The organism is Actinoplanes sp. CA-030573, assembly GCF_050951115.1.
GTDB lineage: Bacteria > Actinomycetota > Actinomycetes > Mycobacteriales > Micromonosporaceae > Actinoplanes.
This window is the reverse complement of the sequence record NZ_CP192038.1, coordinates 4,342,370-4,365,223: the sequence shown is the minus strand read 5'-3', so window position 1 is coordinate 4,365,223 and position 22,854 is coordinate 4,342,370. Positions and strand designations below refer to the sequence as shown.

The window sequence follows — 22,854 nt, the reverse complement described above, 5'->3', positions numbered from 1 at the left end:
CGGACCGGGTGCGAGGTCACCGACCGGCCGGCGGGGCGACGGTGGCGGCGGCCACGTCGTCCAGGACGGCGAGCACGTCGCCGCGGGCGGACAGCCATCGGCGCTGGCGGTCGGCGCCGGTGCCCTCGCGGCCGAGGCGGCCGAGGCCCTCGTGGGCGGCCTCGTGGTCGCCGTGGCGGCGCAGGGCCGGGCCGATCAGCTCGGTCAGCTCGCCGACCAGGTCCCAGGCCGGGCGGGCGACGCCGCTGCGCACGTCGAGCAGGGTGCCGCCGAGGCCGTCGCGGGTCGCGTTCCAGTGCGCGGCGTCCACCAGCACGTCGGGCAGGACCGTGGCCGGCAGGTCGCCGGCGGCGGCGGTGGCGACCAGGGCCCGGACCAGCGCCGTCACCAGCACGGTGTCGGCGACCGAGAGGCAGACGTCGGCGACCCGGATCTCGACCGTGGGGAAGCGGGCGGACGGGCGGGCGTACCAGAGCACCATGCTCTCGTCGAGCATCACGCCCGAGGCGACCAGGGCGGCGACCGTACGGTCGAAGTCGCCGGCCGAGCGCAGGTGCGGCCACGGCCCGAGCCCGGGCCAGCGCCGGAGCTGGGCGCCGCGCCAGCTCGCGTGCCCGCTGTCCGCGCCCAGGTAGAGCGGCGAGTTGGCGGCGATCGCCTGGATGACCGGCAGCCACCCGCGCAGCCGGGTGCAGACCTCGACGGCCAGGGCCCGGCTCGGCACGCCGACGTGCACGTGGCAGCCGCAGACGGCGGCGTCCCGGCCGATCGGGCCGTAGTGCCGCACGATCTGCTCGAACCGCGGGTCGCCGGCCGGCGCGCGGACCGGCTCGGCGACCGGGGTGGCGCCGATCGCGACCAGGCGGGCCCCGGTGGCGGTGGCGGCGGCCGCCGCCGCGCGCCGGTTCGTCAGCAGCTGATCGCCCAGCTCGCCGAGGCCCGTGCAGACGCCGGTGACCATCTCGACCATGCTCTGCCGGAACTCGCGGTGGGCCCGGTCGCCGAGGCCGGCGAAGACCTTCTCGGCGGCCGGCACGTTGACCCCGGAGTGCGGATCGACCAGCAGGAACTCCTCCTCGACGCCGACTGTGGGGCCGACCGTGGGGCCGAGGCCGGTCATCGGGTGCGGGTGGCGATCAGCAGGACCACCGCGATCCGGTCGGCCCACGCGTACGCGCCGGACTCCAGCTCCTCCCCGTAGACGTCCGGGTCGACCTCCCGGTAGGTCCAGGCCAGGCCGGTCCCGGCGAGCCGCTTCCCGGCCGCCTCCCGCAACGGGTCGTGGCCGCCGGCGATGCCGGTGCCGCTGAACAGCACCAGCGAGCCGCCCGGCAGCAGCCGCTCGGCCGCCACGTCGATGATCCGCAGGCTGAGGTCGTTGCCGGTGTCGCCGCCGCCGTCGCGGTAGGTGCGCCCGGCCGGGTCGATCATGAACGGGGGGTTGGAGAAGATCAGGTCGAGCCCGCCGCCGACGTCCGAGAGCAGGTCGCTGCGCCGGGTGTGCACCCGGTCGCCGACGCCGGCCAGGGCCGCGTTGACCTTCGCGTACCGCAGGGCGACCGGGTTGATGTCGACCGCGATGACGTCGGCCCCGGGCGCCCGCTTCGCGACCGCGATCGCGCCCGCCCCGGTGCCGCAGCCGATGTCGACCGCGCGCTCGACCGGATCGCGGCGGCCGAGCACGTGGTCGGCGACCGCGTCGGCCATGCGGTACGTGTCCGGTCCGAAGAACACCGAGCCCTCAGCGTCGGTCGGGAACGCCGAGTGCACGAACAGCTCGTCGTCGTACGAGGAGAACCGCACCAGGCTGCGCCACAGCTCCTCGCCGGCGGAGGTGACCGGCGCGAGGGCGCCCGCCTCCCGCAGCAGGGCCATCAGCTCGTCCGGCACCACACCCGGCCGGAACGGGCGGCTCCAGCCGAAGACGTCCCGCAGATCGCGGGCGACGGCGTTGGCCGGGCGCGCGTTCACCCGGGCGTGAGTGGCCGGTGTGACGGTGGTGAAGCGGTAGCCCTCCTGCTTCAGGGCTCGGCCGAGCCGCAGCAGCGCCGCGTCGGCGGCCTCCGGTTCTCCGGCGGCGGTGGCGGTCTCGGCGGCGGTCTCGGCGGTCCGGGTCGTCGTCATGGTCGGCGGGGTTCCCAGCGATCCGGGGATTACTCGCGGGCGCGGCGATCGGGGCCGGGCCCGGCTCGGCACACCTCCCTATTGCATCAAACGCGCTTGATGTAATCTGCGGAGGTGAGCGAACCTCCGGTCTTCCTGGCCGCCGCCGGGCACCCGTTGCGCTGGCGCCTGCTCGGCGAGCTGGCCCGCGGCGACCGGCCCGTGCACGAGCTGACGGCGCTGGTCGGCCAGCCGCAGAACCTCGTCTCCTACCACCTGGCCAAGCTGCGGACGGCGGAGCTGGTCCGGGCCCGGCGCAGCACGGCCGACCGGCGGGACACCTACTACGCGCTCGATCTGGCCCGCTGCTCGGCGCTGCTCGCCGACGCGGGTGGGGCCCTGCACCCCGGGCTGCGGATGTCACGACCCGGTGCGGTGCTCACCGCGTACGGCCGCGTGTTGTTCCTGTGCACCGGGAACAGTTCCCGCTCGCAGATGGCCGAGGCGCTCCTGAGATCGCGCACGGCGGGCCGCATCGAGGCTTTCAGCGCCGGGAGCAACCCCAAACCGATCCACCCGTACGCGGTGAAGGTCATGGCCGATCGGCAGATCGACCTGGCCGATGCCCGTTCCAAGCACCTCAGCGAGTTCGACGGCGAGCGCTTCGATCGCGTGATCACCCTGTGCGACCGGGTGCGGGAGGTCTGCCCGCCGTTCCCGGCCGAGACCGTCCACTGGAGCGTGCCCGAGCCCCGGACACGCCCCGACTTCGACGCCGTCGCCGACGAGCTCGACGAGCGCATCGGCTTCCTGGTGCACACGCTATGACCGCGCACGCGGCGTCGCTCGGCACGGTCCTCAAGGAGTGGGGCCGCATCGGGTGCATCGGCTTCGGCGGGCCGCCCGCGCACATCGCCCTGCTGCGCAAGCTCTGCGTCGACGACCGCCGGTGGATCAGCCCGCAGGAGTTCGAGGACGCGATCGCCGCCTGCAACCTGCTGCCCGGCCCGGCCTCGACCCAGCTCGCCATCTTCAGCGCCTGGCGGGTGCGCGGCCGCCCCGGCGCGATCGTCGGCGGCGCCGCGTTCATCCTGCCCGGCCTGGTCGCGATCCTGGCCCTGTCCGCGCTGTTCCTCGAGGGCGATCCGCCGGCCTGGGTCAAGGCCGCGGGCGCCGGGGCCGGAGCGGCGGTGGCCGCCATCGCCGTGCAGGCCGGGTGGAGCCTGATGCCGCCGAGCTGGCGGCGGACCCGCAGCCGCCCGCGGTGGGTGGTCTACCTGCTGCTGGGTGGCATCGCGGCGGCGACGGCCGGACCATGGCTGGTGCTGCTGCTGATCGCGCTCGGCGCGGCCGAGGTGATCGCCCAGCGCGTCCCGGCCCGGCTGCACCGGCCGTCGCTGCCGGCGCTGGCCGCCACCGGCCTCGGCGGCGGCGTCCTGCTCTCGGTCGCCTGGGTCGCGCTCAAGGTCGGCGCCCTCTCCTACGGCGGTGGTTTCGTCATCATCCCGCTCATGCAGGCCGATGCCGTCGACCACTACCACTGGATGACGAACGCGCAGTTCCTCAACGCCGTCGCCCTCGGCCAGATCACCCCCGGCCCGGTCGTGCACACGGTGGCCGTGGTCGGGTACGCGGCGGCCGGTCTGACCGGCGGCCTGCTCGCCGCGGCCGTCGCGTTCAGCCCGTCGTTCGCCTTCATCCTGCTCGGCGCCGACCGCTTCGACCGGCTGCGGGCCGACCCACGGGTGCGCGCCTTCCTGGACGGCGCCGGCCCGGCCGCGATCGGCGCCATCCTCGGCTCGGCGATCCCCCTCGCCCTGGCGCTGGACGAGCCCTGGCAGTACTGGGTGCTGCTGTTCGCCGCGATCCTCGCGCTGCCGCTGCGCCGCGGCCCGGTCCTGACCCTGCTCACCGCGGCCGCGCTCGGCGTCGTCATCGTGCTGGGTTGAATCCGCCGCGCCGCGGTGATTACATGATTACCGCGTTGCATCGGGGGAGGCGACATGGCGGTCATCCGGGTCACCGAGGACGGTCCGTACCGGGTCGAGGGCGAGGTCTCGATCCGCGACACGGAGGGTAACGAGCTGCACCGCGAGGGCGTGTGGCACCTGTGCCGCTGCGGCGGCTCCCGCAACAAGCCGTTCTGCGACTCGACCCACGGGCTCAAGGGCTGGTCGGGGCCGGAGACGGCGGCGCACACGGCCGGGCCGCGGGACACCTATGCGGCCGAGGGCATCGAGCTTTCCGACGACCGGACCTTGTGCGCTCACTTCGGGCAGTGCACGGACCGGCTGCCGGGGGTGTTCCGCGCTTCGCACGCCGGCGGAGAGCCGTTCGTGGACCCGGGTGCGGACACGCCGGCCCGGATCGCCGACGTCGTGCGCGGTTGCCCGTCGGGGGCGCTGGCGCTGCCGGCCGAGGAGCACGACGCGCCGTCGATCACGCCGATCGTGGACGGTCCCTATCGCGTCCGGGGAGCGGTCACCGTGGTGGGCGCCGGCGGCGAGGCTTATCCCGTACGGGAACGGCAGACGCTCTGTCGCTGCGGGCACTCCGGCAACAAGCCGTTCTGCGACGGCTCGCACTGGTACGCCGGGTTCCGGGACCCGGTTCCGCCCGAGATGGACAACACCCCCAGCCTGTACGAGTGGCTGGGCGGCATCGAGGCCCTGGAACGGCTGACGACCGCTTTCTACGACGGCATCCTCAACGAGCCGGACGAGCTGCTCGAGCCGGTGTTCCGCGGCATGGACCCCGAGCATCCCCGGCACGTGGCGGCGTGGCTGGCCGAGACCTTCGGCGGGCCCGCCTCCTACACCGCGCACCACGGCGGCTACGAGCACATGGTCGGCGCCCACCGGAACCGGGCGCTCACCGAGGAGCAGCGGGTGCGCTGGGTGGCGAGGCTGGCGCGGACGGCCGACGAGGTCCTGTTGCCCGGCGACCCCGACACCCGGCAGGCCTTTCTCTCCTACCTGGAGTGGGGGTCGCGGATCGCGGTGTTCAACAGCCAGCCCGGTGTGGAGGTCATCGCGCACGCCCCGGTGCCCCGCTGGAGCTGGGGGAACTCGGCGCCGTACGTGCCGCAGCCCTGGGATGATCCGGAGGCCGCGGTCAAGGGCCGGGCCGCTCAGCGACCGTAGGCAGAAGGACCGTCGCCGTCGTGCCGCGGCCCGGGTGGGTACAGGGCAGCTCCGGCATGGCCTCCCCGTGCCGATGAGCCGCGCCCGAGCACAACCGGAGCACCCCGCCGCACCCGAGCACGATGGTCTCGGCCAGCGACAACCCCAACCCGAAGCCTTCGGTGGTACGCGCGGAGTCCGCTCGCGTGAAGCGCTCGGTCGCGTGCGACAGGAACTCGGCATCCATGCCCGGCCCGGCGTCATGCACCGTGACGGCCGCCACCCCGTGCCCGGCGGCCGCGTCAGCACGGCCGGGCCCGGCGGCGCCCAACGAGCGCAGCGTGACCTGGATCGGCGGCGCGCCGTGGCGCGCGGCGTTGTCGATCAGGTTGGTGAGGACCTGGCGCAGCCGGATGGGGTCGGCCCGCACCACCACCGGGCCCACCGCGTCGACGGTGACGCCGGGGAACGGGACGGCCACCTCGCGGGCCAGCGCGGCCAGGTCGGTATCGACGGTGGACGGCGCGGCCGGCGTGCCCACGACGAGCAGCGTGTCGGCCAGGCGTCGCAGCCGGTCGGTGTCGGCGGCCAGGTTGCGCAGGGTCTGCTCGAGCTCCCCGGCCGGCCGTGGCCGGCGCAGCGCCAGCTCGATCTCGGTGCTGATCAGGGTGAGCGGGGTGCGCAGCTCGTGGCTGGCGTCGTGCACGAGCCGGCGTTCCCGGGTCAGCGCGGCGTCGAGCGCGGCGAGCATGTCGTTGAGGGTGTGCCCGAGTCGCGTCAGCTCGTCGTCCCGCCGATCCGGCACCTCGAGGCGCAGCGCGGTCGCTCCGGCCGCGATCCGGGTGGCCTCGGCCCGGTAGCGCTCGACCGGCGCGAGCGCGGCCCGGGTCAGCCGGTAGCCCACGAGCGACGCGACCGCCAGCGCGGCCAGGTTGGCCAGGACGAGCTGCCCGATGAGCTCGCGCAGGGCTTCGTCGCGCTGGTCACGCCGGGTGCCCACCACGGCGACGGCGGCGCCGGCCACGGCTCCCCGCGGCGCGGCTGTCCCCGGCGCGGCTGTCCCCGGCGCGGCTGTCCCCGGCGCGGCTGTCCCCGGCGGGGCTGTCCCCGGCGCGCCACCCCCGGGCGACGGGCTCAGCGGAATCGCGTAGAGGCGCAGCGTGCCGGGCCGGATCGGGAACAGGTCGCCGCGGTCGGCGTGCAGCGGGTGGGTGCGGGCTCGGGCGGCCTGGGCGGCGGTGAGCAGCGAAGCGCCGGTCCGGCCGGGGCTGCCGGCGAGGACGTGGCCGGTAGCATCGAGGATCTGGTACTCGGTGCCGGGCGCCAGGGCCGGCACGGCCCCTCCGGCGATCGAGCGGTCGAGCAGGGTGGCCTGCGCCGCCAGGTCCTCGTTCAGCCGGAGGTCCAGGGCGTAGCGCACACGCAGGTAGACGAACGCGCCGGCGGCGGTCAGCACGACCAGCATCGCGGCCGCGAAACCGGCGACCAGGCGTACGCGCAACGGAAGTCCGGCCATCTCACCCGCCGCCCGCCTCGAGCCGGTAGCCGGCGCCGCGCAGCGTGGTGATCGCGTGACGCGCGAACGGCCGGTCCACCTTGGCCCGCAACGAGGCGATGTAGACGTCGATGACGTTCGAGCGCAGGTCGGTCTCGCCGTCCCAGACCTCGTCGAGGATCTGGTAGCGGGTCACGCACTGCCCGGCCCGGGTCATCAGCAGCGCGAGGATGTCGAACTCCCGGGCCGAGAGGGTGATCTCGGCGCCGGCCCGGAACACCCGCCGGGTGGCCGGGTCGAGCCGCAGGTCGCCCGCCTCGAGCACGGCCCCGGTCTGGTCGCCGTTGCGCCGATGCAGGGCCCGCAGCCGGGCCAGCAGCTCGTCGAAGGAGAACGGTTTGCCCAGGTAGTCGTCGCCGCCGGCGTCGAGGCCGGCGATGCGGTCCGGGATCGCGCCGCGGGCGGTGAGCATCAGGACCGGCACCCGTACGCCCCGGTCGCGCAGCTTGCGGCAGACGGCCAGCCCGTCGAGACCCGGCAGCATCACGTCGAGCACCACCGCGTCGTAGTCGCCGCCGGTCGCCGCCAGCAGCCCGTCGCCGCCGGTGTGCCGCACGTCGGCGATGTGGCCGGCCTCGCGCAGGCCCCGGGCGAGCAGGTCGGCGAGCCGCCGTTCGTCCTCGACCACCAGCACCCGCACCGCCGGTTCCTCCCTTCGCGTACCGCCGCCTCCGCGGTCAGTGCATCATGCTGCGTGCGGGCTTCATCTGCCTTTCATGCTCGCCGGGGAGAGTCATGCCGATGTGGCCCTTGTACGCGGCCGGTTTCACGACCGCGTTCGGCGCCCACGCCATCGCGGCCACGCTCGGCGCCGGCACCGTCACGTCGCTGCTGGTGCTGGGCGGCCTGCTGGCCCTCTACGACGGCGCCGAGGTGCTGCTCAAGCCGGTCTTCGGCAGCCTCGCCGACCGGGTCGGCGCCCGGCCCGTGCTGCTCGGCGGGCTGGTCGCGTTCGCGCTGGCCTCGGCCGTCTACGCGGTGGCCGACAGCCCCGGCTGGCTGTGGGCGGCCCGGCTCGGCCAGGGTGCCGCCGCCTCGGCCTTCTCGCCCGCCGCCTCGGCACTGGTCGCCCGGCTCAACCCGGCGGCCCGGCGCGGGCGGGCGTTCGGCTCGTACGGCTTCTACAAGTCGATCGGCTACACGCTCGGCCCGCTCCTCGGCGGCCTGCTCGTCTGGGCCGGCGGTATGCGGCTGCTGTTCTCGGTGCTCGCCGCGCTCGGGGCCGCGGTCGCGCTGTGGGCGCTGCTGGCCGTGCCGGTGGTGCCGCCGCTCCCCAAGGCCCGGCAGACGGTCGTCGACCTGGCCCGCCGGCTGGCCGACCGGCGGTTCCTCGGCCCGACCGGCGCGCTGGCCGCCGCCACCGCCGCGCTGTCGGTCGGGGTCGGTTTCCTGCCGGTGTCGGGCCGGGCGGCGGGGCTGGGCGCGGTCGCGACCGGCGCCGCGGTGTCGGTGCTGGCGTTGACCGCGGCGCTGGTGCAGCCGTGGGCCGGGCGCGCCCTCGACGGCGGGCGCCTGACCGTGCGCACGGGCTTGACCGCGGGCCTGGCCGTCACCGCCGCCGGCGTGGCGACCGCGGCGGCCGGAGCCTGGCTGACGCAACTCTTCCCCACCCCGGTCACTGGGTGGGGCGACGTTAGCTCCGGGGTACGACACTTTCCCACGGCCGCCCACAACGCCGCCGGGATCGCGGGTGTGCTCGCCGCCGCCGCGCTGATCGGCGCCGGCACCGGGCTCATCACGCCGCTGGGTTTCGCCGCGCTCGCCACGAGCACACCCGCCGAACGCCTCGGCCAGACCATGGGCGCGGCCGAGCTCGGCCGGGAGCTGGGCGATGCCGGCGGCCCGCTTCTGGTCGCCGCGGTGGCCACGGCCGCGGGTCTCCCGTACGGCTTCGGCGTCCTTGCTCTGCTTCTCGCGGCCGGTGCGCTGCTCGCGCGGGCCCGGCTTCATGTGACTTTCATGCCCGATCCCTAGCGTCGCCCGGCATGAGCGACGTGCTGGCGGTCGACGCGATCGGCCTCACCAAGACCTACGGCGCGCTCACCGCGGTCGACCGGCTCAATCTTCAGGTCAGCCAAGGTGAGGTGTACGGGGTGCTCGGCCCGAACGGGGCCGGCAAGACCACCTTCCTGCGGATGCTGTTCGGCCTCATCCGCCCCGACTCCGGCGCCCTGCGAGTCCTGGGCCGCAGCTGGACCGCCGACGGCGTCCGCGCCCTGGATGGCGTGGCCGGGTTCGTCGAGAGCCCGAAGTTCTACCCGAACCTCTCCGGCCGCAAGAATCTGCAGCTGCTTGCCGGCCTGGACGGCGGCACCAGCCCGTCCAAGATCGACGAGGTCCTCGAGACCGTCGATCTTCGCGACCGCAGCCGTGACAAGGTCGGCGGCTACTCCTTCGGCATGCGGCAGCGCCTCGGCGTCGCCGCCGCCCTGCTGCGCGACCCGAAACTGCTGGTCCTCGACGAGCCCGCCAACGGCCTCGACCCGGCCGGCATCCGCGACATGCGCGCCCTGGTCAAACGCCTCGCCACCAGCGGCCTGACCGTGCTGCTCTCCAGCCACGACATGGCCGAGGTCGAGGAGATCTGCGACGACGTCACGATCATGCGCAGCGGCGCGGTCGTCTACCACGGCTCGATCGCGACCCTGCGCTCCCGGGCCCCGGAGCAGGCTCACGAGCTGCACACCACCGACGACGAGCATGCCGCCCTGCTGGCCGCCGCCCGGGGTCTCGAGGTGAGCCGGCTGTCCCCCGGGCTCGCCGTCCGCGGACCGCAGGCCGAGATCGACGCGCTGGTCGCCGGGATCGTCGCCGACGGGGTCGCCCTGCGCGGGCTGGCCCGCCGGGAGACCCCCTTGGAGGCGCTGTTCTTCATGCTGACCGAACCCGACCTCGACCTCGCGGGGGCCGCCCGATGACCGCCACCACCGTCCGGCCCGCTACCCCGGCCGCCGCCACCCGCACCTCCCGCCGGCCCGGCCTGGGCGCCGCTCTGCGCTGGGAGATCGTCAAGCTCGCCGCCCAGGTCCGGAGCAAGGCGCTGCTCACCGCCGCCCTGATCGTCCCGGTCCCGGTGGTGGCGGTCCTCAACGGGCAGGAACAGCCACCGTCGGACACCATCTACGGCCGGCTCATCCATCTCAGCGGGTACGCGATGCCGCTGCTCATGCTGGCCTGGGCCGCCCAGTGGGTGCTGCCGTTGCTGGCCGCCGTCGTGGCCGGGGACATCTTCGCCAACGAGGACCAGCACGGCACCTGGAAGACGATCCTGACCCGCTCGGTCAGCCGCAGCCAGATCTTCTGGGCCAAGACCCTGACCGCGCTCGCCTACAACCTGCTGCTGCTGACCGTCTTCGCGGCCAGCACCATCGTGGCCGGCCTGCTGATCATCGGCCATCAGCCCCTCACCGGACTCTCCGGCCAGACCATCGCCTCCGGCCACGCCCTGCGGCTGGTCGTCCTCGCGTGGGCGACGGCCATCCCGCCGGTCATCGGGTTCACCGCCCTCGCCCTGCTGCTGTCCGTGCGTACCCGGAACCCTGCTTTCGGCATCGCCGCGCCGGTGGTGATCGGCTTCGCGATGCAGCTGCTGGGCAGCGTCACCGGCCTCGACCTGACCCGCAAGTTCCTGCTCACCACGCCGTTCGAGGCGTGGCACGGGCTGTTCGCCCAGCACCCGTTCACCGGGCCGCTGCTCACCGGGCTGGCCGTCAGCGCCGGCTGGACCGTCATCTGCCTGGGCAGCGCCTACATCCTGCTGCGCCGCCGCGACATCACCGGAGGCTGACCATGCGCCCGATCGTCATTCGTACCGCCCTCGTGCTCGCCGTCGGCGCCGGCATCGCCGGAACCATCGCCGCCGGCCACCCCGAGATCACCAAAGCCGGGCTGGAGAAAGCGCTCGCGCCGACCTTCGCCAACCTGTACGTGCAGCAGGCCGGCATCCTCGGCATCCCGGGCATCACCGTCCCGACCGTCGGCGCCACCACCAGCTGCGACAAAGGCGGCCCGAAGGTCGCCGACACCGGCGCCGGCCCGAACTGGATCTGCATGATGAGCTTCACCGACAACCAGGGCAAACACCAGGACAACGCCAAGTTCGAAGTCAAGGTCAAGACCGACGCGACGTACGTGGCCGGCGGCCCCTCGAAGATCATCGGCCTGGCCACCATCACCGACCGGCACGGCCACGACGTGCCGAACCCGGTCTTCGAGTTCGACGGGGTTCTCTGACGTAATCGGTTTGCGGTCGCGCGGGGTCGCCACCCAGGATCGGGCTCGTGAACCTCGGCGCGGTGGCGGTGCTGGCGGCGGCGTCGGCGGCCGCATACGGCCTGGCGGTCCTGTCGGCGGTCGCCGGCTTCGGCGGTGGGGTGCTGCTGCTGCCGGTCTTCACCGCTCTGTTCGGGCTGCGCGTGGCGGTGCCGATGCTCACCCTGACGCAGCTGTCGAGCAACGGCTTCCGGGTATGGCTCAACCGGCGCGAGCTCCGGTGGCGTCTGATCGGGTGGTTCGCGCTCGGGGCGGTGCCGTTCGCGGTGGCCGGCGGCCTGCTGCTGGCCCGGGCGCCGCTCGGCCCGCTGAAGCGGCTGCTCGGCGTGTTCCTGATCGGCGTGGTCGTCCGGCGGCGGCTGCACCCGCATCCGCGGAGGCCGGCCGAGCGCGGCTTCGCCCTGGTCGGGGCCGCCTCCGGGCTGGGCTCCGCGCTGCTCGGCTCGACCGGGCCGCTGACCGCGCCGTTCTTCCTGGCCTACGGCCTGACCCGGGCCGCCTACATCGGCACCGAGGCGGCGAGTGCCCTGACCATGCACCTGTCGAAGATCGCCGCCTACGGCGCCGGCGACCTGCTGACCGGCCGGATCCTGCTCTTCGGCGCCGCCCTGACGCCGGCCACCCTGGCCGGGGCCTGGACCGGCAGGAAGATCGTCGGCCGCATCTCGGACCAGATCTTCACCAAGCTGGTGGAGATCGGCCTGGTCGTCGCGGGCGCGCTCTTCCTCATCGGCTGGTGACACCGCACCCGGCCGAGCCGCAGCCGCAGGCCGGGGCCAGGCGCAGGGCCGAGGCCGACGGCGCTGCTGACGCCGCAGGCCCGGCCGACGCCGCAGGCCCAGCCGACGCCGCGGACGGAGCCGGCCGCGCGGCGACCCGGCGGCGATGCAGCCACCACATGGCGAGGGCGAGGGCGGCGAGGCCGGCCGCGGCGGCGAGCAGGGTCTGCCGGGCGATCGCGGCGCCGGCGGTGGTGAGGACGCCGGCCGCGATCAGCGACGGGAGGGCGCAGCACGCGGCGCAGGCCACCGCGGCCAGGCCGCCGGGAAGGCGGAACCAGCCGACGGCCCGGCGGGGACGCGTGGGCGCGCTCACTCCCGGCCCCCGATCGTCACGAACGGGATCGGGCAGTCCGCGCACGTGCAGTTCGTGAGGCTGTCGCAGCGGGCGTCGACCACCTCCGCCAGCGCCGTGCGGATCGCGGTCAGGTCGGCGATCTTCGCGTCTATTTCGGTGATCTTGTCGATGGCCCGGCGGCGAAGGTCGGGGGCCGGGTGGTGGCGGCGGCCGGTGGCGAGCAGGTCGGCGACCTCGTCCAGGGTGAAGCCCAGCCGTTGGGCGGCCTTGATCACGGTGAGCAGCGCGACGGTGTCCGGCGGGTAGAGCCGGTGGCCGCCGAGCGAGCGGGCCGGCTCGGCGAGCAGCCCGCGCCGCTCGTAGTAGCGCAACGTCTGGATGTTGACGCCGGCCAGCTCGGCGACCTCGCCGGTGCGCAGTCCGGCGGGGGTCACGACGCGCGCTCGAGCAGGGCGGCCAGCACGTCGGCGTACGACTCGGGCACCTCGATGTCGAGGATCAGCGACTCGGACAGCGTGAAGGTGAAGAACGAGCAGCAGGCGGTCTCCCGGGCGGTGAGGTCGCGGACCGTCGAAGCCAGGCCGGGCGGGCCGGCCAGGTGCAGGCGGGCGTGGGTGGGTGCGACCCGTTCGACGCGGGTCACGGCGGTGGTGAAGAGGGCGTCGAACTCGGCCCGGCGCCCCGGCTGCTCGGCGACGGGCAGGGTGCAGGCATCGGGAACGTCCGACGAGGGAACAGTGAACGACATAGGTAGACGGTAAACCGGTACCCAGGTACCGGATTCAAGTCCCGCGCGTGACGAATCCGGTCTCGTACGCGACAACCACCGCCTGGACCCGGTCGCGCACGCCCAGCTTGGTCAGGATGCGCGCCACGTGGGTCTTGACGGTGGTCTCGGCGACGACCAGCTCGGCCGCCACCTCGGCGTTGGACAGGCCCCGCGCCAGCAGGCGCAGCACATCCAGCTCCCGCTCGGTGAGCGCGGCCAGCTCGGGCGGGTGCGCGACCGGATCGGCGGGCACGGCGAAGCGCTCCACCAGGCGGCGGGTGATCGACGGCTCGATCAGGGAGTCGCCGGTGGCGGCGGCCCGGACGGCGGCGATCAGGCGGCTCGACGGGGCGTCCTTCAGCAGGAAGCCGGCCGCACCGGCGTGCAGGGCGCGGTAGACGTACTCGTTCTGGTCGAAGGTGGTCAGGACGACCACCGTGGGTGGATCGGGGTGCCGGAGGATCTCCTCGGTCGCGGCCAGGCCGTCGAGCCCGGGCATGCGGATGTCCATCAGGATCACGTCGGGCCGGGCCAGCCGCGCCTGGCGGATCGCCTCGGTGCCGGTGCCGGCCTCGGCGACCACCTCGATGTCGCCCTCGGCCTCGAGGATGACGCGGAAGCCGGTGCGCACCAGCGTCTGGTCGTCGGCGATGAGGACCCGGATCTTTGCGGACACGCGGAGGATTCTGCCGGTCGCGGAGGAGAAGCCCACTCATCCTTGCGGAGGATGCCGGTCGCGAACATCGTCCTTGCGGCAGACGAGAGCCACACCCCCCGATCCCTACCGTCAGGTGCACCTCACAACGGGAAGGACCGGGGAAATGCACAAGATCTTTCAGGGTGTACGCCCGACCGACTACCTGCTCATGGCGATCCTGACGGTGGCCGGCGTGCTGCTGATGGTCGCGAACGTCAATGCCGGCGACGACGCCTCCCTGGCGCATCCGGTCTCCACCACGTCGTGGGCCATCGTGCCGCTGTTCCTGCTCGTGACGGTGCCGATCCTGTGGCGCCGGCGCCAGGTGGCGGCGGTCGCGGTGGCCACGGCCGTCGCCGCCGGGATCCACGTGCTCGCCTTCGGCTACGTGACCCGGTGCGGCGTGGTGCTGCCGCTGGCGTTCGCGCTCGCGTACGCCGTGGCCCGTTTCGCCCGCGGCCGGCGCGACCACCTGCTCGGCCTGGCCGCCGTCGTGGTGCTGCTGCTGGAGATCCTGGCCCGGGACGCCTCCATCGATCGGGTCGTCGACGCCCTCCCGATAGCCCTTCCGGGCGTCGCGCTCTTCTACGGCGCCGGGCTCTACGTCCAGAATCGGGTCAGCAGGAAGCGGCGGCCGGCCGCACCGGCGCCGGTGTCCGAGCGCGCGGCCGCCTGACCGGCCGGTCCCGCGAGGCGAAGGAGAACGGCGATGGGTGAGGTCTTCCGCGGGGTGCGGGCCCGCGACTGGCTCCTGGCCGGAGTCCTCACCGCGCTGGGCGCCGTCCTGATGTACGGCAACATCGCCGTCACCGACGCCGAGACGGCCCGCGACGTGGCGACCGGCTCGATGGTCCACCCGATCGACGGTCATTCGTGGTGGATGCTGCCGGTGTTCCTCGGCGCGACGATCCCGGTGCTGTGGTGGCGGCGCGGCGTCCTGACGGTCACCGCGGTGGTGCTGGCCGTGATGGTCCTGCACGATCTGCTCTTCGGGTGGGTGACCCGGTGTGGCGCCGGGCTGCCGGTGGCGTTCACGCTGGTGTTCCTGGGTGCGCTGGCTTATCGCCGTACGCGGGCATGGGTGGTTTGCGGGTTTTCCGCGGCGCTCGTCGTGGCGGTGCTGGTCGTGGACGCGACCGCCGGGCCTCCCGCCCTGCCCCTGGCCCTGCCGGTCGTGCTGATCATCTTCGGCGTGGGCCGCGCGGCCCGGCATCGCAGCACGCTGAACCAGCAGCTGCGCGACCGCGACGAGGAGCTGCGGCAGCTGCGCGACGAACGGGCCGCGCTGATGGTGGCCGACGACCGGGCGCGGCTCTCCCGGCAGCTCGACGGCATGTTGCAGGAACGGCTCGCGGAGCTGACCGCCGCGGCCGAGTCGGCGCCCGGGCTCCCGCCGGCACAGGCCCGCGCGCTGCTGGCGGAGATCGAGTCGGGCAGCCGGCGGACGATGGACGACATGCGGGAGATCGTCGGGCTGCTGCGCGGCGGCGAGGTCGACCTGGCGCCGGCTCCGACGGTCGCGCACCTGGACGCGCTGCTGGCGCGCCACCGGTCGCCGGGGTCGCGGCTGACGGTGAGCGGCGACCCCCGCTCGTTGCCGGCCGCGGTCGAGCTGTCCGCGTACCGGATCGTCGAGTACGTGGTGACCGCGCTGGCCGATCGTCCGGACGAGCCGGTGGAGGTGGCCGTGCGGTTCGAGGACGACGCGCTGGAGATCCAGGTGCGCGGTGCGGTCGGGCGGGGCGCCGACATGAAGGCGGCGGTGGCCCGGGCCCGGGAACGGGCCAAGCTGCTGCACGGCTCGGTCGCGGTGAAGGTCGCGCGCGGGCAGGCCCGGGTGGTGGCGCAACTGCCCGTGCCGGGGTGAGCCGTGCTCGCGGCGGCTCTGCTCGTGCTGCTGGTGGTCGTCGTGCCGACCGCGGTGCACGGCGGGTGGTCGGTGGGCACCGTCCTGCTGGCGGCGAGCGGGCTGACGCTGGCGTGGTGGCGTTCGCATCCGCGGGTCGTGGTCGTCACCGGCGGGGCCCTGTGGCTGGCGGTGGCCGCGTTCGGCGACCGCGGATACTTCCCCGAGCTGGCGTTCGTCCTGATGGCGCTGCTGTCCACGGTGGCGGCGCTGGCGTGGAGCGGGCGGGCGGCGTGGCTGGCCGGGGCCGGGCTGCTGGCGTTCGATGCGGTGCTCTACCTGATCCAGCTCGACAGCAGCCCGGTGGCGCTGCTGATGTTCAGCGTGCCCGGCTTCTTCGCCGGGACGGTGCTGCGGCTGCGCCGGGAGGCGGCCGAGGAGCTGGCCCAGCGCGGGCGCGAGCTGGAGGAGGAGCGCGAGCTGTTCGCCGACCTGGCGCTGCGGCACGAGCGGGCGCGGATCGCGGCCGAGCTGCACGACATCGTCGGCCACGCGATCAGCGTGATGGTCATCCAGGCCGCGGCCGGGCAGCGGCTGGTCGACCGCGACCCGGTGGCGGCCGGCGAGGCGTTCGGGGCGATCGCCGAGTCGGCGCGGCAGGGCCGGGAGGACCTGCGCCGGCTGGTCGACCTGCTCGGCGGCACCGAGGTCGGCGGTCCCGATCTCGCGCTGATCGAGGAGGTGGTGGCCCGGGCGGCGCGAAGCGGCCTGGACGTCAGGTGCCGGTTCGAGGGCGACCGCGAGGGGGTGGCCGCGCCGGCCGCGCACCTGGCGTTCCGGGTGGTGCAGGAGAGCCTGACCAACGCGCTGCGGCACGCGCCCGGCTCGGCCGTGCGCGTGGTGGTCGGCGGTGGTGATCGTGGACTGACCGTCACCGTCGAGAACGGCCCGGCGCCCGCGACCGGCGACCAGCCCGCGGTGACCGGCACCGGGCGCGGCCTGACCGGCCTGCGCGAGCGGGTGCAGGAGCGGGGCGGCCAGTTCGCGGCCGGGCCGGCGGCCGGTGGCGGCTGGCGGGTGCGGGCGACGCTGACCTGAACGGCGGGGCGGGCCGTTCTCGGCCGGGCCGACCGCCGGCGATGGCAGGCGGGGCAGCGTATCGGTGAGCAGAGCGATCCCGGGGGCACGCGCGGTTCGCCGTCATCCCGCGGCGGTCGTGGCGGCCAGAGTGGCGAGGTGGGCGGCGAAGCCGTGCGGGGCGCGCCCGTCGGGGCGGCTGCTGGTGCGCACCGGGCAGGTCCCGTCGATGACGACCCGCTCGCCGATCGCGCGGAAGCGGGACACCAGCAGCTGGTCCTCGTCGTGGGTGACGGCTGGGAAACCACCGGCCATCCGGTACGCGCGGGCGGCGAAGCCCAGGTTCGCGCCGTGCACGTGGGCCCGGTCGCGGCGGTAGCGCGACTCGTAGCGGGCCGGCAGCCACGGTGGCCAGCCCGACCAGTCGTCGACGCGGACGGTCCCGGCCACGAGGGCGGCGCCCGCGGCGGCGTGGGCGAGCTGCCAGCGCAACCAGCCGTGGTCGACCCGGCTGTCGGCGTCGGTGCTCGCCACCCAGAGGTCTTCGGGACCGTCGCGGAGGGCGTGAGCCACGCCGGCGGCGCGGGCCCGGCCGACGTTACGGGCGTCGACGGTGACCACCTCGGCGCCGGCGGCCGCCGCCACGGTGGCGGTGCCGTCGGCACAGGCGTCGGCGACCACGACGAGCTCGACCGGCACCGGGACGAGGCGGGCCGCCGCGCGCAGCGACGCCAGGCAGCCGGGCAGCAGCGACTCCTCGTCGTGCGCCGGAACGACGACGGCGATCCGGTTCACGCGAGGCCTTCCCGCTCGGCCACCGAGCGAGCCTCGGCTACCGAGCGGGAATCGGCCACCGAGCGGGAATCGTCCGCCGAGCGGGACCCGCCCGCCGGGCGGTCCGCGGGCGGGATCCGCGTGAAGACCTCGAGCAGGAAGTCGGCCTCCTCGTGCCGGGCCAACCGGGCCAGGCCGGGCACGGCGGCCAGGCGGGCGTGCACGTCGTCGCCGGGGCGGGCGTGTTCCTTCACCGGCCGCCGCCAGTGGACCGCGACCAGGTCGCCGCCGGGCTCGAGGGTGGCGGTCGCCCGGTCGAGCAGCGTCGTCAGGTCGGCGTCGTCGAAGTAGTAACCGAGCTCGGAGAGGACGACCAGGTCGAACGGGCCGTCCGGCCAGTCCCGCGGCATCTGCGCGGTCTCCACCGTGACGTGCGGGAACGCGGCCACCCGGGCGGCCGCCGCCGCCACCGCGGCCGGGATCGCGTCGACGGCCAGCAGCCGGTCGCATCGCCGGGCCAGGCGGGCGGTCAGCATGCCGGTGGAGCAGCCGGGCTCGAACGCCGACCGGTAGCGGCGCCGGGACAGGGACTCGACCGTCAGCGCGTGCTTGCGGGCGTCGTACCAGCGCGTCTCGAAGCTCCACGGGTCGGGACTGGCCGCGTACATGCCCTCGAAGTAGCCGATCGGCGTCGTCACGCGAACACCACCTCGAACGCGCGGGTGAATCGGGCCACCACGTGCGGCGGGACGATGGCCGCGTCGGCCTCGGCCGGGCCGAGCGGGGCGATCTGGCTGGGGAACGCGGCGATCGCGGCCGCCTTGGCCGCCATGGTCCCGGGGTTCAGCGGGATCCGGCGGGCGCGGTGCCAGGGGACCCGGTCGTCGCCGGGCCCGGCCCAGTGCCAGGTCCAGATCGGATATTCGAGCAGCCGGGCGCCGGTGACCGCGCAGGCGCGGGCGGCGGCCCGGCCCACCGCCTCGTGATCGGGGTGGCCGTCCCCGCGCCAGGTCGCCAGGCACCATCGGCCGGGCGCCAGCAGGGAGGTCAAGAAGGTGGTGAGCGCGTCCTCGTCGATGCCGCCGTCGGGCTGGGCCAGGTGATGGACGGGGATCGCACCGAGGCCAAGCCGGCCGAGCGCGTCGGCGGTCTCGGTGCGGCGCAGGGCGCCCAGCCGGGCCGGGGTGTAGACGGTCGAGCCGGGGTGCGAGGCCTCGCCGTCGGTCACCGCGACCAGCTCGGCGGCGCCGAGGCGGTGCATCAGGCCGGCCACGCCGAGGATCTCGTCGTCCGGGTGCGGCGCGACGACCACCGGCGGGGCCGGCGGATCCAGGGTCAGCTCCGGCCACGTGGTCATGGCCGGCCAGGACTGCCAGTCGGCCTCCGGGGTGCCGTCGCCCACGATCGCGGTCACCACGGGGTGGCCAGCCGTCCGAGCTGCTCGAGGTCGCCCTCGGCGTGGCTCTGTCGCAGGTAGACGGTCAGGTCGGCGACGCGGCGGGCGTGCGCGGCGTCCCGGCACAGCGGGCCTGCGCCGAGCGCCCGCCCGACCCGGTCGAGGACCTCGGTCGCGGCCGCCTCGACGGTGAGCCGGGTGCGGACCGCGAGCTCCTGGGCGTCGCGCTTCGGGTCGGCGTCGATGGCGGCCGCCGCTTCGTGCAGCACGGCCCGGGCCGCCCCGAGCGCGACGTGCACCGCGCCGAGGTGGGCGAGCGCGTGCGGGCCGGGATCGTCGGCGGCGTACAGCCGATCGGCTATGCCGAGGGCGCCGCCGTACCAGCAGGCCGCGACGCCGGCGCCGCCGTGCCAGAAGCCGGGCCGGCCGACGTAGTCGCCGGGGCCGCCGACCGGCTCGGCCGGCGCGCCGGTGAAGCGCACCGTGCGGCTGTCGCTGGCGGCCATGCCGACGGCCGGCCAGGTGTCGTCGAGCGGTACGGCGTGCGGCGCCTCGTTGCGCACGGCGAACAGCCGGGGCCCGTCGCCGGCCACCGCGGTCACCAGCGCATGCGTGCACCAGGCCGCGCCCGAGCACCACGGCCGGTCGCCGGTCAGCCGCCAACCGCCGCCGGCGTGCTCCGCGCGTACGGACGAGGGAGCCGCCGCCCAGACGCCCCAGCGCTCCCCCGCGCTCGCCGGGAGAGCGGAACCGCCGAGCTCGGCGAGGATGGCCACCGCGTCGAGATGGCCTTCGGCCAGCCGGGCCTTCACCAGGTCCTCGCGGGCGAGCGCGGCCAGGCCCCGGAAACGCTCGAGGGTGGCGCCGTGCCCGGGAAGGGGCAGGGCCGGTAGCTCGATCATCAGCACGGGCGGCGAGATACCCGGTGGCCGCAAGCTCAATCCCGGGACGAATGTTAGGTCCGATTTGAGGTGGGTATTCGGCGGGCTCCGTACCGCGACCTCAAGGAGCAGCATGGAATCGCGCAAGCCCGTCGAGGCGGTCAAGAACGTCGTGGAGGCAGCAGCGGCGAAGGTGGCCGACGCCCTCACCCCGACCGTCCCCGGCGCGCCGGGCAGCGGCACACCTTCCGTCGACGAGCCGAGCACGCCGGTCGAGCCGCTCCCGCCCAAGAAGGAGCAGGGGACGCCCGACACGGTCACGCCGACCGGCGCCGAGACCGGGGTGCCGCCGATCGCGAAGGGCCAGCAGGGCGCGTACCTCACCACCGCGAACGGTGCCCGCCTCGCCGACACCGACCACTCGCTCAAGGCCGGGCCGCGCGGGCCGATCCTGCTGCAGGACCACCACTTCCGCGAGAAGATCACGCACTTCGACCACGAGCGGATCCCGGAGCGCGTGGTGCACGCCCGCGGCGCGGGGGCGCACGGCGTGTTCACCGCCTACGGCACCGCCGGGCCGATCACCAGGGCCGGCTTCCTCAAGAAGAACGTGGAGACGCCGGTCTTCGTCCGCTTCTCGACCGTCCTCGGCTCCCGGGGCTCGGCCGACACCGTGCGCGACACCCGCGGCTTCGCGACCAAGTTCTACACCGCCGAGGGCACGTTCGACCTGGTCGGCAACAACATCCCGGTGTTCTTCATCCAGGACGCGATCAAGTTCCCGGACATCATCCACACCGGCAAGCCGCACCCGGACCGGGAGATCCCGCAGGCGCAGAGCGCGCACGACACGTTCTGGGACTTCGTCTCGCTGCACACCGAGGCCCAGCACCACACCATCTGGAACATGTCGGACCGGGGCATCCCCCGCTCGTACCGGATGATGGAGGGCTTCGGGGTCCACACGTTCCGGCTGGTCAACGACGCCGGCGAGACCGTTCTGGTCAAGTTCCACTGGAAGCCCAAGCTCGGCGTGCACTCGCTGACCTGGGAGGAGGCGCAGCTGATCAGCGGCGTCGACCCCGACTTCCACCGCCGCGACCTCTACGACGCGATCGAGGCCGGCGCGTTCCCGGAGTGGGAGCTGGGCGTGCAGGTCTTCCCGGACACGCCGGAGGAGACGTTCGCCGGGATCGACCTGCTCGACCCCACCAAGATCGTGCCGGAGGAGCTGGCCGAGGTGCAGCCGATCGGGCGGCTCGTGCTCAACCGGACGCCGACGAACTTCTTCGCCGAGGTCGAGCAGGTCGCGTTCCACCTCGGGCACCTGCCGCCCGGCATCGACGTCACCAACGACCCACTGCTTCAAGGGCGGCTTTTCTCGTACGTCGACACGCAGCTGACCAGGCTGGGCGGGCCCAACTTCACGCAGATCCCGATCAACCGCCCGCACGCCCCGGTCAACGACATGCTCCGGGACGGGTTCCACCAGCACGCCGTGCACGCCGGGGTCGCGCCCTACCGGCCCAACTCGCTGGACGGCGGCAACCCGTTCACCACGACCGACGGCGCCTTCGTCGACGTGCCGGTCCGGGTCGCGGAGGCGCCCAAGATCCGGGCGAACCCGGTGTCCTTCGACGACCACTACAGCCAGGTCCGCCTCTTCTGGCGCAGCATGACGCCGGTCGAGAAGGAGCACATCGTCAACGCGTACGCGTTCGAGCTCGGCAAGTGCTACGAGCAGGCGATCAAGGAGCGGCAGCTGCTCTGCCTCGCCAACATCGACGCCGACCTGTGCGCGCAGGTCGCCACCACTCTCGGCCTGCCCGCGCCGCAGCCGTCGATCACGCTCGAGGAGCCGGACCCGAGCCCGGCGCTCTCCCAGGTCGGCAACGTGTGGCCGGCCGACGGCCGGATGATCGGCATCGTGGTCGGCGAGGACGGGGCCGACGGCGCCGGCACGGTCCGCGAGGCGATCCTGGCGGCCGGGGCGCTGCCGCTGATCATCGCCCCGCACGGTGGCACCGCCGGCGGCCTGACCGTGCAGCGCACCTTCGCCACCGCCCGCTCGGTGGAGTTCGACGCGCTGCTGTTCGCCGCCGCGCCGTCGCCGGCCCCCGACGCGGTGGCGGCCCGCGACGCCAAGGCCGGCGCGCCGGTCGCGGCCGCCGTCGACCCCCGCGTGCTGCTGCTGGCGGAGGAGGCGTGGCGGCACGCGAAGGCGATCGGCGCGTGGGGCGCCGGCCAGGCCGTGCTCGAGACGGCCGGCATCGCCGGCACCCCCGGCGTCGTGGCCGCCGACTCCGCCACGGCGGTGCTCGACGCGTTGTCGCCGCTGCTGGCCGCCCACCGGGCGTGGGAACGCTTCCCGGCCACCGTCGCATGACACTCGCCGCCGCGCTCGAGACCGACGAGGTGACCCTCGTCGTGGCCACCCGCGACCGCCCCGACCAGCTGCGGGAGACGTTGCCGCACCACCGCGCCCCGGTGATCGTGGTCGACAACGGCTCCCGGCAGCCGCCGGAGGTCGAGGGCGCACGACTGATCAGCCTCGGCCGCAACCTGGGCGCGGCGGCCCGCAACATCGGCGTGGAGCGGGCGGAGACCCCGTTCGTGGCCTTCGCCGACGACGATTCTTATTGGAAGCCCGGGTCCCTCACCCGGGCGGCGGCGCTGCTGCGTTCACATCCGCGGACAGCGCTGCTCACCGCCGAGGTACGGGTCGGGCCGTCGGGCCGGCTCGACCCGACCTCGGCGGCCATGGCCACCGCGCCGCTCGGCATTCCGCCGGGCGGCGCGGGGCCGGCGGTCCTCGGCTTCCTCTCCTGCGCCGTCGTGGTCCGGCGAGACGCCTTCCTCGCGGCCGGCGGCTTCCAGCCCCGCTTGCTGATGTACGGCGAGGAGACCCTGCTCGCCGCCGACCTGGCGGCCGCCGGTTGGCAGCTCAGCTATCGCCCCGACCTGGTCGTGCACCACTTCCCGTCCCCCGCGGGCCGCAAGCCCCGAGCCCGCCGCCGTCGCGAGGCCCGCAACCGCGTGCTGACCGCCCTGCTGCGCCGCCCACCATCGGTGATAGCCGACGCCCTCGGCGCCGCCGCCCGCACCGACCCGCTCGCGGTGGCCGCCGTCCTGCCCCACCTGCCGTGGGCGCTACGTCATCGGCGCGTGTTGCCGCACGAGGTGGAGAACGGCCTGAGCATCCTAGGAACCTAGCCCAGAAGCCCACGCGGCGGGCGAGGCGCCGGCGCCCACGCCGACGCCGACGCCGACGCCGACGCCGACGGC

Annotated in this window: 25 protein-coding genes; 13 read left to right on the top strand and 12 right to left on the bottom strand. The window is 74.6% G+C overall.

The annotated features are described in order from the left end of the window. Positions 1-16: 16 nt before the first annotated feature. Together ACQP2F_RS20300 and ACQP2F_RS20295 are read right to left on the bottom strand one after the other, a co-directional pair. The gene (locus tag ACQP2F_RS20300) at positions 17-1,120 is read right to left on the bottom strand and encodes a carboxylate-amine ligase (protein ID WP_433306256.1); all 1,104 of its coding nucleotides are present in this window, start codon (positions 1,118-1,120) and stop codon (positions 17-19) included. Next, positions 1,117-2,124 (bottom strand): methyltransferase, encoded by a 1,008-nt coding sequence (locus ACQP2F_RS20295; protein ID WP_433306254.1) that lies wholly within the window; start codon positions 2,122-2,124, stop codon positions 1,117-1,119. Before ACQP2F_RS20295 ends, ACQP2F_RS20300 begins: the two co-directional genes overlap by 4 nt. A 114-nt stretch (positions 2,125-2,238) precedes the next feature. Here ACQP2F_RS20295 and ACQP2F_RS20290 point away from each other — a divergent pair, with 114 nt between their 5' ends. From ACQP2F_RS20290 to ACQP2F_RS20280, 3 genes are read left to right on the top strand one after another with little or no spacing between them, the layout of a single operon-like run. Further along, positions 2,239-2,931, top strand: a complete 693-nt coding sequence (locus tag ACQP2F_RS20290) for an ArsR family transcriptional regulator (RefSeq protein ID WP_433306252.1) — start codon at positions 2,239-2,241, stop codon at positions 2,929-2,931. Next, positions 2,928-4,052 (top strand): chromate efflux transporter, encoded by a 1,125-nt coding sequence (gene chrA / locus ACQP2F_RS20285; protein WP_433306250.1) that lies wholly within the window; start codon positions 2,928-2,930, stop codon positions 4,050-4,052. The genes ACQP2F_RS20290 and chrA overlap by 4 nt, the downstream gene beginning before the upstream one ends. Before the next feature lie 54 nt (positions 4,053-4,106). Further along, on the top strand, positions 4,107-5,246 hold the full coding sequence (locus ACQP2F_RS20280) for a CDGSH iron-sulfur domain-containing protein (RefSeq protein ID WP_433306248.1): 1,140 nt from the start codon (positions 4,107-4,109) through the stop codon (positions 5,244-5,246). Here ACQP2F_RS20280 and ACQP2F_RS20275 read toward each other — a convergent pair. Both ACQP2F_RS20275 and ACQP2F_RS20270 read right to left on the bottom strand, forming a co-directional pair. After that, positions 5,218-6,741, bottom strand: coding sequence for an ATP-binding protein (locus tag ACQP2F_RS20275; protein ID WP_433306245.1), 1,524 nt, complete (start codon positions 6,739-6,741; stop codon positions 5,218-5,220). The two genes, ACQP2F_RS20280 and ACQP2F_RS20275, sit on opposite strands and share 29 nt — an antisense overlap. 1 nt (position 6,742) lies before the next feature. Then, entirely contained in the window at positions 6,743-7,420 is a 678-nt protein-coding gene (locus ACQP2F_RS20270; protein ID WP_433306243.1) for a response regulator, read from the bottom strand. A 101-nt stretch (positions 7,421-7,521) separates the two neighbouring features. On the opposite strand from ACQP2F_RS20270, the gene ACQP2F_RS20265 reads away from it, so the two are divergent. From ACQP2F_RS20265 to ACQP2F_RS20245, 5 genes are read left to right on the top strand one after another with little or no spacing between them, the layout of a single operon-like run. Continuing rightward, positions 7,522-8,754 carry an MFS transporter gene (locus tag ACQP2F_RS20265; RefSeq protein ID WP_433306241.1) on the top strand — a complete coding sequence of 411 codons (1,233 nt, stop codon included), beginning with the start codon at positions 7,522-7,524 and terminating at the stop codon, positions 8,752-8,754. Between the two features lie 11 nt (positions 8,755-8,765). Beyond that, entirely contained in the window at positions 8,766-9,698 is a 933-nt protein-coding gene (locus ACQP2F_RS20260; RefSeq protein ID WP_433306239.1) for an ABC transporter ATP-binding protein, read from the top strand. Beyond that, a complete protein-coding gene (locus ACQP2F_RS20255) occupies positions 9,695-10,567 on the top strand; it encodes an ABC transporter permease (RefSeq protein WP_433306237.1) in 873 nt (290 codons plus the stop codon). Before ACQP2F_RS20260 ends, ACQP2F_RS20255 begins: the two co-directional genes overlap by 4 nt. 2 nt (positions 10,568-10,569) lie before the next feature. After that, positions 10,570-11,013 (top strand): hypothetical protein, encoded by a 444-nt coding sequence (locus ACQP2F_RS20250; RefSeq protein ID WP_433306235.1) that lies wholly within the window; start codon positions 10,570-10,572, stop codon positions 11,011-11,013. Between the two features lie 47 nt (positions 11,014-11,060). Then, a complete protein-coding gene (locus tag ACQP2F_RS20245; protein ID WP_433306233.1) occupies positions 11,061-11,792 on the top strand; it encodes a sulfite exporter TauE/SafE family protein in 732 nt (243 codons plus the stop codon). Here the strand turns inward: ACQP2F_RS20245 and ACQP2F_RS20240 are convergent. From ACQP2F_RS20240 to ACQP2F_RS20225, 4 genes are read right to left on the bottom strand one after another with little or no spacing between them, the layout of a single operon-like run. Further along, positions 11,779-12,147, bottom strand: coding sequence for a hypothetical protein (locus tag ACQP2F_RS20240; RefSeq protein ID WP_433306231.1), 369 nt, complete (start codon positions 12,145-12,147; stop codon positions 11,779-11,781). The genes ACQP2F_RS20245 and ACQP2F_RS20240 overlap by 14 nt on opposite strands. After that, a complete protein-coding gene (locus ACQP2F_RS20235; protein WP_433306229.1) occupies positions 12,144-12,563 on the bottom strand; it encodes a MerR family transcriptional regulator in 420 nt (139 codons plus the stop codon). Before ACQP2F_RS20235 ends, ACQP2F_RS20240 begins: the two co-directional genes overlap by 4 nt. Next, positions 12,560-12,877 (bottom strand): hypothetical protein, encoded by a 318-nt coding sequence (locus tag ACQP2F_RS20230; protein ID WP_433306227.1) that lies wholly within the window; start codon positions 12,875-12,877, stop codon positions 12,560-12,562. The genes ACQP2F_RS20235 and ACQP2F_RS20230 overlap by 4 nt, the downstream gene beginning before the upstream one ends. Before the next feature lie 34 nt (positions 12,878-12,911). After that, entirely contained in the window at positions 12,912-13,574 is a 663-nt protein-coding gene (locus ACQP2F_RS20225; RefSeq protein WP_433306225.1) for a response regulator, read from the bottom strand. Positions 13,575-13,719: 145 nt separating this feature from the next. Between ACQP2F_RS20225 and ACQP2F_RS20220 the strand changes: the two genes are divergently transcribed. The 3 genes from ACQP2F_RS20220 to ACQP2F_RS20210 are packed head-to-tail and all read left to right on the top strand — an operon-like array spanning position 13,720 to position 16,539. Then, complete coding sequence (locus tag ACQP2F_RS20220) at positions 13,720-14,271, top strand: hypothetical protein (protein WP_433306223.1); 552 nt, start codon at positions 13,720-13,722, stop codon at positions 14,269-14,271. A 33-nt stretch (positions 14,272-14,304) separates the two neighbouring features. Further along, the gene (locus ACQP2F_RS20215) at positions 14,305-15,462 is read left to right on the top strand and encodes a sensor histidine kinase (protein ID WP_433306221.1); all 1,158 of its coding nucleotides are present in this window, start codon (positions 14,305-14,307) and stop codon (positions 15,460-15,462) included. Between the two features lie 3 nt (positions 15,463-15,465). Further along, the gene (locus ACQP2F_RS20210; protein WP_433306219.1) at positions 15,466-16,539 is read left to right on the top strand and encodes a sensor histidine kinase; all 1,074 of its coding nucleotides are present in this window, start codon (positions 15,466-15,468) and stop codon (positions 16,537-16,539) included. A gap of 102 nt (positions 16,540-16,641) precedes the next feature. On the opposite strand, the gene ACQP2F_RS20205 is transcribed toward ACQP2F_RS20210, so the two are convergent. Genes ACQP2F_RS20205 through ACQP2F_RS20190 form a run of 4 tightly spaced genes read right to left on the bottom strand, consistent with a single transcriptional unit; the run spans position 16,642 to position 19,590 of the window. Beyond that, positions 16,642-17,313, bottom strand: a complete 672-nt coding sequence (locus tag ACQP2F_RS20205) for a glycosyltransferase (RefSeq protein ID WP_433306217.1) — start codon at positions 17,311-17,313, stop codon at positions 16,642-16,644. Next, the gene (locus ACQP2F_RS20200; protein WP_433306215.1) at positions 17,310-17,990 is read right to left on the bottom strand and encodes an SAM-dependent methyltransferase; all 681 of its coding nucleotides are present in this window, start codon (positions 17,988-17,990) and stop codon (positions 17,310-17,312) included. The genes ACQP2F_RS20205 and ACQP2F_RS20200 overlap by 4 nt, the downstream gene beginning before the upstream one ends. Beyond that, on the bottom strand, positions 17,987-18,706 hold the full coding sequence (locus ACQP2F_RS20195) for a PIG-L deacetylase family protein (RefSeq protein ID WP_433306213.1): 720 nt from the start codon (positions 18,704-18,706) through the stop codon (positions 17,987-17,989). Before ACQP2F_RS20195 ends, ACQP2F_RS20200 begins: the two co-directional genes overlap by 4 nt. After that, positions 18,703-19,590 (bottom strand): acyl-CoA dehydrogenase, encoded by an 888-nt coding sequence (locus ACQP2F_RS20190; protein ID WP_433307574.1) that lies wholly within the window; start codon positions 19,588-19,590, stop codon positions 18,703-18,705. Before ACQP2F_RS20190 ends, ACQP2F_RS20195 begins: the two co-directional genes overlap by 4 nt. Positions 19,591-19,702: 112 nt before the next feature. Between ACQP2F_RS20190 and ACQP2F_RS20185 the strand changes: the two genes are divergently transcribed. Both ACQP2F_RS20185 and ACQP2F_RS20180 read left to right on the top strand, forming a co-directional pair. Continuing rightward, a complete protein-coding gene (locus ACQP2F_RS20185; RefSeq protein ID WP_433306211.1) occupies positions 19,703-21,955 on the top strand; it encodes a catalase in 2,253 nt (750 codons plus the stop codon). Further along, positions 21,952-22,782 (top strand): glycosyltransferase family 2 protein, encoded by an 831-nt coding sequence (locus ACQP2F_RS20180; protein ID WP_433306209.1) that lies wholly within the window; start codon positions 21,952-21,954, stop codon positions 22,780-22,782. The genes ACQP2F_RS20185 and ACQP2F_RS20180 overlap by 4 nt, the downstream gene beginning before the upstream one ends. Positions 22,783-22,854: the final 72 nt, after the last annotated feature.